General features: G+C 35.0%; 10 protein-coding genes. All 10 read left to right on the plus strand.

All coding sequences use genetic code 11. The features are described 5' to 3' along the window. Window positions 1-99: 99 nt before the first annotated feature. Window positions 100-1890, plus strand: coding sequence for an ATP-dependent nuclease (locus tag F777_RS0110995; protein WP_026752089.1), 1791 nt, complete (start codon window positions 100-102; stop codon window positions 1888-1890). A gap of 149 nt (window positions 1891-2039) precedes the next feature. Continuing rightward, on the plus strand, window positions 2040-2975 hold the full coding sequence (locus F777_RS0111000; protein ID WP_037369392.1) for a DUF4268 domain-containing protein: 936 nt from the start codon (window positions 2040-2042) through the stop codon (window positions 2973-2975). Between the two features lie 333 nt (window positions 2976-3308). Next, entirely contained in the window at window positions 3309-4010 is a 702-nt protein-coding gene (locus tag F777_RS0111005; protein WP_201767605.1) for an HNH endonuclease signature motif containing protein, read from the plus strand. Window positions 4011-4030: 20 nt separating this feature from the next. Next, entirely contained in the window at window positions 4031-7171 is a 3141-nt protein-coding gene (locus F777_RS0111010; protein WP_026752092.1) for a DUF3427 domain-containing protein, read from the plus strand. Window positions 7172-7299: 128 nt separating this feature from the next. Next, on the plus strand, window positions 7300-7869 hold the full coding sequence (locus tag F777_RS0111015; protein ID WP_026752093.1) for a hypothetical protein: 570 nt from the start codon (window positions 7300-7302) through the stop codon (window positions 7867-7869). 370 nt (window positions 7870-8239) lie between these two features. Continuing rightward, window positions 8240-8524 carry a hypothetical protein gene (locus F777_RS16535; protein WP_037369394.1) on the plus strand — a complete coding sequence of 95 codons (285 nt, stop codon included), beginning with the start codon at window positions 8240-8242 and terminating at the stop codon, window positions 8522-8524. A 101-nt stretch (window positions 8525-8625) separates the two neighbouring features. After that, on the plus strand, window positions 8626-9075 hold the full coding sequence (locus tag F777_RS0111025; protein WP_026752094.1) for a hypothetical protein: 450 nt from the start codon (window positions 8626-8628) through the stop codon (window positions 9073-9075). 284 nt (window positions 9076-9359) lie between these two features. Continuing rightward, window positions 9360-9557 (plus strand): hypothetical protein, encoded by a 198-nt coding sequence (locus F777_RS16540; RefSeq protein ID WP_037370181.1) that lies wholly within the window; start codon window positions 9360-9362, stop codon window positions 9555-9557. 124 nt (window positions 9558-9681) lie between these two features. Continuing rightward, a complete protein-coding gene (locus F777_RS0111035) occupies window positions 9682-9897 on the plus strand; it encodes a hypothetical protein (protein ID WP_026752095.1) in 216 nt (71 codons plus the stop codon). 30 nt (window positions 9898-9927) lie between these two features. After that, entirely contained in the window at window positions 9928-10299 is a 372-nt protein-coding gene (locus F777_RS16545; protein WP_051408569.1) for a putative toxin-antitoxin system toxin component, PIN family, read from the plus strand. Window positions 10300-11156: the final 857 nt, after the last annotated feature.

Genomic DNA, 11156 nt, shown 5'->3' on the forward strand with positions numbered 1-11156 from the left:
CTCGCATCAAATTTTGTGCTGGGTTGACAGTTTAGAGCTCCGAAATCCGCCACTGCGCCAAGCGCCAAACCGTTAGGCGTGATTTAAACTTCCCATATCGTGTATACATATAAAATTCAAAAACTTACTCTCAAAGACGGATTTGAAATAACACCTGGACAATTGACAGTATTTGTAGGACCTAACAATTCTGGAAAAAGTCGATTATTAAAGGACATTCTCCAACTAAGCACATCAAACCAACATCATACAACGATTTTGGGGAGTTTAGAATTTACTTTGCCAGATGATTTAGATGCACTTCTAAAATCATACCATATCAACGTAGTTCTAGAGGGTGGAGATTTCTATTTAAGAACATTAGATTCATCTTTGCTTAAAAGCTATAATCTTCATGTAGGAGGTGTTAATTGGTCAGAAAATATTAAATCTTGGCTCAAAAGAGAGAGCTACTCTGACCCAGAATATCGCAAGATGGTTCAAGTCAACTTTGCCAATTACTTTGGTAACTTTCTAAATACACTTCTTCTAACCGAAGATAGGCTGAAACTTATAAAGGAGTCAAGCAGTGGAAAAGTAAACCTATACGTGGAAAACTTGTTACAAGCATTTTATAGAGAAGGAATAGAAGCAGAAAATAAACTAAGAAAACTTATTAAATCTGCATTTGGAATTGATGTTAGACTTGATATTTCTTCGTTGACTACAATGAGTATTCGGGTGGGAAAAGAACTTGATAATATTTCTCGTGACCCTATGCAGTCTAGAGAAGAGTTCGAGAAGCTAGAGAGGCTAGACGAACAAGGCGATGGCATAAAGAGTTTTATCTCAACTTATTTATCAATTTTACTTGGCAGCAAACCAGTTCTATTACTTGATGAACCAGAAGCATTTTTGCATCCGCCGCAAACCTTACGATTGGGTGAAATAATTGCCGAACAAGCCTCAGAGGGTAGGCAAATCTTCATTGCTACTCACAGCACTGATTTATTACGGGGAATATTAAACATAAGACAAGATGTCACACTTTTAAGGTTGAATCGAGAGAACGATAATAGTACATACAACCTATTAGACCCTAATGAACTTAAATCAATTTCTAGCGATCCCCTTTTAAGCTCCTCCAGAATATTGGATGGAATATTTTACAAGGGTGTTGTTGTAGTTGAAGCAGATAGTGATGCAACCTTTTACCAAAGAATTGCGCGGCAGATACGTAATTACGATGATATTCATTATGCTCATGCGCACAATAAACAGACAGTCTCAAAAGTTGCTTTGCCATATAAGAACTTAGGTGTGAAATTCTGTGTCATAGTTGATTTTGATATTTTACGAGAGAAAGATGAGTTTGATAAAATAATAAAAAGCCTTTCCTTCCCTCATGAAGAAATTCAGCATCTACATGAACTACGTAAATTGATAGTAGAAGAGATTGATGCCGTTAATCCAAATGAACTACTCGAAAACCTAAATAATGAATTAGAGGAGTTGTTATTGGAAAACAAGAAAAATGATGAAGAGGTATCTTTAAAATTACTAAAAGCTAGAAGAAAGCTAAAAAAGATTAGAGAGGAAAATTCTGATTGGTACAAATTCAAGCAAGCCGGATATCTTGCATTAACCGAGCCAAATCAAAAAGTGTTTGTTGAGCTGTCTACTATTTGCTCAAAGAGGGGAATGTTTATAATGCCGTATGGAGAACTCGAATCTTGGCTTGTTGAACATGGTGTTGAAAGAACTTCAAATAAATCAAGATGGATAGTTACAGCGTTGGAGAAGATACCAAGTTTGCAGCCCGATGAAACGAAAGAGCCATGGTTATTCATGAAAAAATACATGAATACCTCTATGAAACAAACCATGCCTAACATGGTATTTCTGCAATAGCGGTCTAGGATCAAGTGTTGAATACATGAACACCATTCAACTTCATCAAAAAATTAAGCTGACGTAACACAGACTTCCGCTACTGCAGAAATACCCGTTCCGTTATCGGTCAGCTTAAAAGACGATACTAAAATAAATAAACTCAGACAATGGAATTTGGAATTTTAAAAACAGTACCAGCTAGACAAAAATGGACGAACGAAGCCAGAGACTTTACTCCTTGGCTTGCAAACAATATTTCAGAGCTTAATAAAGCACTTGGACTTGAATTAGAAGTTGAAAACACAGAAGTTGCAGTTGGGCCATATTCTGCTGACATATTAGCTAAGGACACAGGTACAGGACAATATGTGGTTATTGAAAACCAATTAGAAAAAACGAACCACGATCATTTAGGCAAAGCGATAACTTATGCCTCGGTTCTTGACGCTTCAACAATTATTTGGATAGCGACAGACTTTACTGAAGAACATAAAAAAGCACTTGATTGGTTAAATGACCATACCTCAGACCAAATTTCAATCTTTGGTGTTCAAGTTGAACTTTGGCAAATTGACAACAGTAATGCTGCATTACGTTTTAATATTGTTAGCAAACCCAACCAAGCCGTTAGACAAGCAGCAAGGTCAAAAGCAAATGACGAACTATCCGACAACAGAAAATTTCAATTTGAATTTTGGAATAAGTTCAAGGACAAACTTGCTAAGACAAAGAAAATACCTTCTTTACAGACACCTCGACCACAGTATTGGTTTGATGTTAGTTTAGGAAAAAGCAACATTCATATTTCCAATACTTGTAACACTGACGTAAACACTGTGGGAGTTAGAGTTTACATAGGAAATAAAATTGCCGACACTATGCTTCCATTTTTAGAAAGTAAAAAGACAGAAATTGAAACGGCAATCGGACAACCTTTGCAATGGAATCCCAACCCGGAAAATAGAGACAAAGTGATTGTATTGCTAAACTCGACTGACTTTAACAACCCTAAAAAAGTTGATGAATCCTTAGATTGGCTTGTTGAAAATACAATTAAGTTTCGTGAGACATTTTCAAAACTAGTAACACAAATAAAATTATGACAACCGAACAGAAAAAAAAAGCCGAACCGATAACAGGCGTTTGGCTTAATAGCGTGTGAAGTGGTTAATTTAACATTCTACCCCGCATCAACTTTTGTGGCACATTGACAGTTTTGTGCTCCGAAAACCCGCCCGAACGCAAAGCATAAAAACGTTAATACCACTAGTAGATTTCAAAATAAGCAGAACAATTGATAAAGTTTAAAAAAATAAAACCAGGACTCTCAAAAAATTAAAAGCGAACAGTATTACATCCGAAAAATAAAACAAACACTCCTTCCCCACCCAATGACCTACCACCAACTAAAATCCTTCCTTGAGCAAAAAATGCGTATGTCGCATATTTACCAACCGGTGATGATCAAGAAGCTATTAGAGTCAGGTGGCCAAGCTACTGATATAGATATTGCCAATTCACTATTAAAATACGACCCAAGTCAAATAGAATACTACCAAAGCATTACCAACAATATGGTTGGTAAAGTTTTACGTAATCACAACATAGTAGAAAAGCAAAAAAAACTATATAAGCTAGTAGATTTCAATAGCATTACTGAACCACAAATAAAGGAACTCATCAAGCTCTGTGAAAGTAAAGTAGATGCATATATCCAAAAGCGAGGAGATGCCATTTGGAGCCATCGAACTTCCAACAGAGCACCAGTATCAGGAAGTATCCGTTACCAAGTACTAAAAAGAGCAAGCTTCCGTTGTGAGCTCTGCGGAATCTCAGCTGAAGAAAAAGCATTAGAAGTTGATCATATTACCCCAAAAAATCTGGGTGGGGAAGATTCAATAAACAATTACCAGGCGCTTTGCTATTCATGCAATGCTTCCAAAAAGGATAAGAACAATACAGACTTCAGAGGGCAGCACGACAAATTTAAATGTAGAAATATTGGCATAAATTCGGGGAGTGATGCGGGACAAACCATTTTCCATACTCATATTCATTTAATCCCAAGAAGGAAAAACGATGTCTCCCAACCTATTGGCGGAGTCAGAAATATTATACCAGGAAAAGGCGCATATTAGAGTACCCAATATCCAATCTCATGATCCAAGGCATTTACGAAGAATTAGTCACACAATTAGTCACTCAGAAATTAGAAAATATTGATAAAGACAAATTCTATATTAATAAATCTCCTATAGATAAAGAAGAAGCATCATCAATCTTATCCAAGCATTTAGCTCAGACAATTAAAAATGCCCTGAACTATGTAAAGTCAGACAACCAAATAGAAACCCAGATACAAATTGCCAATAAAATTATCCTTTTACTAAAAGAAGAACTACATAAAGAAGAATTTAATAATGATTTGATTGAAGTAGAAGGGAAAATACTAAAAGCCGTATTCTCAACCACCGATGAGCACTTTTCAGATCTAGATCTTCGTTTGAAGGAAATTACGCCTTACACTCGATTAACACATAGCGAACTATTTACCGGCGGCAATACAGGTTTATCCCTAGAAAGTGAACTAAAAAAAGAAATATTATCATCAAATCAAATTGACCTTCTAGTATCTTTTATAAAGTTTAAAGGAATCATCATTTTAGAAAAAGAATTAGTTGAGTTCACAAAACGGGGAGGCAAGTTAAGAGTAATTACCACGACTTATATGGGGGCATCTGATTATAAGGCTATTCAATTAATCTCCAAACTACCGAATACACAAATAAAAATATCCTACAATTCAGGCAATGAAAGACTTCATGCAAAAGCCTACTTATTCAAAAGGGATACAGGATACCACACAGGCTACATAGGGTCCTCTAATTTTTCAAGATCAGCTTTAACCGATGGCTTAGAATGGAATTTAAAAATTACTACTAAAGAGGTTCATCACATTATTGAAAAATTCCAGAAAACCTTTGATTCCTATTGGGCAAGTGACGACTTTGAATTGTTCAATGACGAAGTTCACAAAGAGAAGCTAATACAATCGTTAAATCAAGGGCAAACAGGGAATAATACAAACAAAAACATCACCTATTTTGAAGTTAAACCCTACCCTTTCCAACTAGAGATATTAGAAAAGCTAGAAGTGGAACGAAAAGTACATAATAGAAACAGAAATCTTGTAGTCGCCGCCACCGGAACTGGAAAAACTGTGATTTCTGCATTTGATTATAAAAAGTTCAAAAATGAAACGCCATCTGCTAAACTCTTATTTTTAGCACATCGGAAAGAAATTCTAGAGCAATCTTTATATGTTTTTAGGGGAATCTTAAGAGATAATAATTTTGGCGAACTTTGGGTAGATGGACTCATACCTAACAATTATGAATTTGTTTTCGCCTCTGTACAAACCATAAAAAACAGATTAAACGACATCACACTTTCCCCGGAATATTATGATTATATAGTTATAGATGAGTGCCACCACCTAACAGCCAATAGCTATAGAGGGATATTGAACTATTTCAAGCCTAAAGTCTTATTAGGACTGACTGCTACACCTGAAAGAATGGATGGTGGTGATATCCAGGAAGACTTTCACAATAGAATTGCTGCTGAAATTCGACTACCTGAAGCACTAAATAGAAAGCTATTATGCCCATTTCAATATTTCGGGATCACAGATAGTATAGACTTATCTACAGTTGGCTGGGAAAAAGGTCGATACGTAGCAAGCGAATTAACCTCTGTTTATACTGCCAATAATAGACGAACAAGAGAAATAATTGACGCATTAGAAAAATACACCAAAGACAAAACAGAGGTAAGAGCAATAGGCTTTTGCGCTACGATTGAGCACGCTAAGTTTATGACAGAGAAATTTACTTTGGCCGAACTCAAGGCAGATTATTTAACAAGTGCAAATGACCAAAACAGAGATCTGATAAGAACCCGATTATTAAAAAAAGAAATTAACTATTTATTTGTAGTAGACATATTTAATGAAGGAGTGGATATTCCAGAAATAGATACAGTATTATTTTTGAGACCCACAGAGAGCTTAACAATTTTCTTGCAGCAACTTGGAAGAGGTTTGAGACTTGCAGAGAATAAAGAATGCTTAACTGTTTTAGACTTTGTAGGGAACTCAAGACCAGAATACAATTTTGAAAATAAATTCAGGGCATTAATAGGCAAAACCTCAACTACGGTTAAAAAAGAAATAGAAGACAATTTCCCTCATCTTCCTCTTGGATGTTCAATCATATTAGAAAAAAAGGCCAAAGAGTACATTTTAGATAATATTAGAGCATCTACATCACATAACCGAAATCAACTCATCCAAAAGATTCAAAACTTTCAACACCAGACTACCCTTCAGCTAAGCTTAAAGAACTTTACCGAATTCTATAATATCCCTTTACAATTTATTTATAAAAGAGCGGGATGGAAACGACTGTGTCACGATGCAGGCAAATTGGATCAATTTGATGAAACCAATGAAACAAAAATCCATAAGGCAATTGCCAATAAATGGCTATCATGTAGTTCAACCAGCTATTTTCAGTTTATTTTAAAACTGGCAAAACAAGGTTTTAATATATCCATAGCAGATTTTAATGAAATAGAGCAACAAATGTTGTTAATGCTTCATTACGATATCTGGCAAAACGCAGGTGGGTTTGATTCGTTAGAATTGAGCATACAAGAAATAGGCAAGAATAAAGTATTAACAGAAGAGATAATAGAAGTACTTGAAATATTAATAGATAATATCAATTTCAAAGAAATAGATTTCAATTTACCATACAAGCAACCTTTAAAAATACATGCACGATATACCAGGGATCAGATATTAGCAGCATTTGGACTGAGTACATTTGAATCAAAATCCTCCAGCAGAGAAGGAGTTGCAGTAAATACTAAATTAAAAACCGAATTACTATTTATTAATCTAATTAAATCTGAAGAAAATTTCTCCCCCACCACTATGTATGATGATTATGCTATTAATGAAACGCTATTTCATTGGCAAAGTCAAAATACTGCAGGTCCAGAAACACCCAAAGGGATTTCCTATATAAATCATCAAAAAGATGAAAAAATAATATTGCTCTTTATTCGTGAGAAAAACGAAGATGAATATGGAAATACCATGGGATATGTCTTTGTAGGCGAAGGACAAATTAGAGAACACTATGGAGCAAAGCCAATGAATATAAAATGGGAACTAAATGAACCACTACCTCACTATTTATGGAAAGAAGCCGCGAAACTTCGGGTTGGTTAAATATATTAGTTCTTCGACAAACCCATAAGTCCCAATCCCCCCAACCCTACCCCTCAAACCAAACCACCCAATATAAATAGGTTATAAACAGATAAGCTTACTTGCACATAAAACAATAAACAACCGTAATGAAAGACATAAAAATCGATGAATTACACAAAATGTCATCTAAAATTGACTCCACCCAAGAAGACACCTATTTAAAAACCTATCCAATATTCATTCAATACTTTAAAGATCAAAATGAATTAACCGAGAACAATATAATAATTGGCATCAGCCTGGTATACTCCTGGATGCCCACCATATTAAAAAATCTAAACCTAGACAGCATCAAAGAAGCAACTGAGATTTTAAACAAAGCAAGATCTCACAAACGTATCAACCAGAATGAACTAGAAACACTCATTAATACCTTCAATAACTCCTTAGTAGGTACATCCAAATTGCTACACTTCATCAATCCTAACATGTATGCAATCTGGGATAGTAAAGTATACAGCGTTTTATATCCGAATGACTCTAACTATAGCACAGCAAAGAACACGTACTTATACCTAAAATACCTTGAATGGATTGATGGCATCAAACAAGAATCCACTTTTGATGAGTTTTATCAAAAAATGAAAACCCTACTCGGAAACGACATAACCGAATTTCGCGCCGTAGAATACGCTCTATTCAAAAAAGCAAATTAAACATAACAAACCCACCACCCATGCTCAACCTAAAAATCGTCATCAAAAAGAATGGTTCGACAAAATTCTAGCCGGAACCAAACCGATAGAATACAGAGACGTCTCTCCTTTCTGGACATCTCGCCTATTCGATGCCGAAGGCAATAGAAGAAAATATGACCGAATAGAATTCATCAACGGCTACAATAAAGACGCAAGAAGACTAATAACCGGATTTGAAGGTTTCACTACAAGAAACAACACCTACTGCATAAAAATTGGCAAAATCTATAATCGACAAATTCGTCCTTGAGCCAGCTTTAATCCCCCCCAAACCAGACACCACTAACCATTACACTACTTAGCCAAAATACCCCGCATTCTAACGCCTATGCACCCCAACCACTACCATGAAACCATCAAAGAAGCACTGAATACTTTAATAGGAGTAAATGACTCCATTTACAACTCAATCGTCAATATATCCATGCAGTGGGAATTAAAAGAATTCAATGACGCTGTGCCAATTGGAGAAACCCACCAGCTGGATTTCGAAATATTCAAACACAGCAGCGATACAAATATTCAGCTACTAATCCAGCTCATTGGAAAAGAGGAAGAGACTTTTGACAACCTGGCCAATATCAACGGGATTGAGATAGAAGAGGGTGAGTAGTATGGGAGCAGTTGTAATCCCCCACAAAACATCTTTAAAAATTTAGAAAATCCTCTAATAACGATTCCAAAAGAATCAAATACTTTTCAAAAAAAATATAAATGGATCAAAAAAAAGCACCTGCAACAGGAACGATTACAATTTCATTTAGTTTCTTGAGAATTGCCTTTTTGTTACTCACTGTACTTATTGTCAGTTTGTTTTTAATTGACTATTACTCAAAAATCGAAATAAAATTATCTGAATATCTTTCAATAGCATCATTTGGCTGTGTAACTATTGGACTTCTGTATAATGCAATTTCCTTACAGTATAATTTCCAGATCAATAAACTTAAATTTGAAAAGGAAACAGAAGCGCAACGAAATGACAAAATTAAATTTACATATGAAGTCACATCAACTTGGTGGAAGTCTGACATGTCTTCAAATTCTGAAACAGCAAAAAGGTTTATAACACCCTATAAAGGAACTTTGAATCAATCCTCTAAATTAATTGAATTCAAAATGAACAATCAGGGAATAGTGGCGGTAATTCTAAGATTTACATAAACTTTGTAAGATTATGCAAAAAATGGGAACAGGATTAAATAATATTTTAAATTTGTTGTACCTTAAATAAAACTTTAAAGAATGAAAACCATAGCACCAAGAGATTTTGAAGGTCTTTAATAATTTATCAAAAGCCACTTTTTAAGTGGCTTTTTTCATACAATATACTTTCCCATATTTTTAAGCGACAAATTCGTCCTTAAGCCAGCCCCAATCCCCCCAAACCAGACAACACTAACCATTACACTACTTGGCCAAAGAAATCCCCCGCATTCTCAAAGCATATGCACCCCAACCCCTACAAGGAAAACATCAAAGAAGAACTGAATACTTTAATAGGAGTTAATGAATCCATTTACAACTCAATCGTCAATATATCCATGCAGGGGGAATTAAAAGAATTCAATGACGCTGTGCCAATTGGAGAAACCCACCAGCTGGATTTCGAAATATTCAAAAACAGCAGCGATACAAATATATAGTTTGGGAGCGGTTGTAATCTCCCTTAGGTATTTATACCTAATCTTACACAAGTAGAAAGCACCATTGAACTATTTATTAAACGGTACTCAATTAAAACTCAAATTAAATTTGTAAATTCGGAATATGGAAGCATTAACAATAGAAATACTTAACCCCAAAGCTTTGAAGCTTATAAAAGGGATGCAGGAGTTAAATCTAATTAAAGTAAATGAAGACCCAGCGACAAACCTGAAAGCTTATCTTAAAAAGATGAGAAAAAATGCAAATTCTGCACCAAGTTTAAACGAAATAACTCAAATGGTGGAAGAAGTGAGAGCAAAGCGCTATGGCAAAAAATAGGACTATTAAAATCATTATTGATACCAATCTATGGATCAGCTTTATTATTTCAAACAAAATAACTCTCTTAGACGAATTACTATTTTCAAAAAAATAAAAATTCTTTTTAGTACAGAGCTTCTAGATGAAATTGCAGGAACTATATCTAAACCAAAATTAAAAAAATATTTTACCGGAAATTCTCTTGAAGAGATGTTAACAACACTAGAACCATTTATAGAACTAATTGAAGTCAAACATAATTTAAATCTGTGCAGAGATCCCAAAGACAACTTTTTATTGAATCTAGCAAAATCAGGAAAAGCAGATTATTTGTTGACAGGGGATAATGACCTTTTGGCAATTGAGAGAATAGGAAAATGTCAAATCATTAAAATTAATTCGTTTTTAGAATTACAATAATTGTTTATTGCTTTTATAAAAAAACAGCTTTAATCCCCCCTTAACCCTTTAAAACCCAACCACTACCAGGAAAACATCAAAGAAGCACTGAATACTTTAATAGGAGTTAATGAATCCATTTACAACTCAATCGTCAATATATCCATGCAGGGGGAATTAAAAGAATTCAATGACGCTGTGCCAATTGGAGAATCCCACCAGCTGGATTTCGAAATTTTCAAAAACAGCAGCGATACCAATATGTAGTTTGGGAGGCGTTTGTAATCCCCCCTACCCGTTAAGTACAAACACCTAATCAATTCCACCAAGTAAATCCTAGCTTCAAACCTGAAAAAATAATTTTACGAAAACTTCACTTTTTGTGAACTTTTATTACATTTACACCAGAGTCTATGAGAGTTAGGCTTATAAAAAGAAAAACACTTGAAAATTTCAGCTCCCAATACGCTAGTAGCAGAAATTTGGATATTACGCCCCAAAGTTTACCACTTATTTCACTCGATAGTTTACCAGCGTTTCACTCCAAAGTTTACCACTTGGAATGAGGGTTAGGATTTTTATTTCACTCCAAAGTTTACCACTTAGGTTAAGCCTCGGGTGACAATACGGCACAAAGTTTACCACTTAAGGTAGTTGTTGATACCATTTATTAACGTCCTTGCTTTATAAAAGGAAGCATGGCTAATCAAGTGATATCAATGCAACAGATTCGAGCAATTATCCAGTATTTAGAAAGGGGTTTTTCACTAAGGGCCATATCCTCTCAATTAGGTATTTGCAGACCTACTATTACCTTGTATGCAACGAGACTTAAAAAGTCGGCAATGCCTTATGAAGCCTTGCGTCAATTAGGCGAT

Source organism: Sediminibacterium sp. C3 (genome assembly GCF_000508085.1).
Lineage (GTDB): Bacteria > Bacteroidota > Bacteroidia > Chitinophagales > Chitinophagaceae > Sediminibacterium.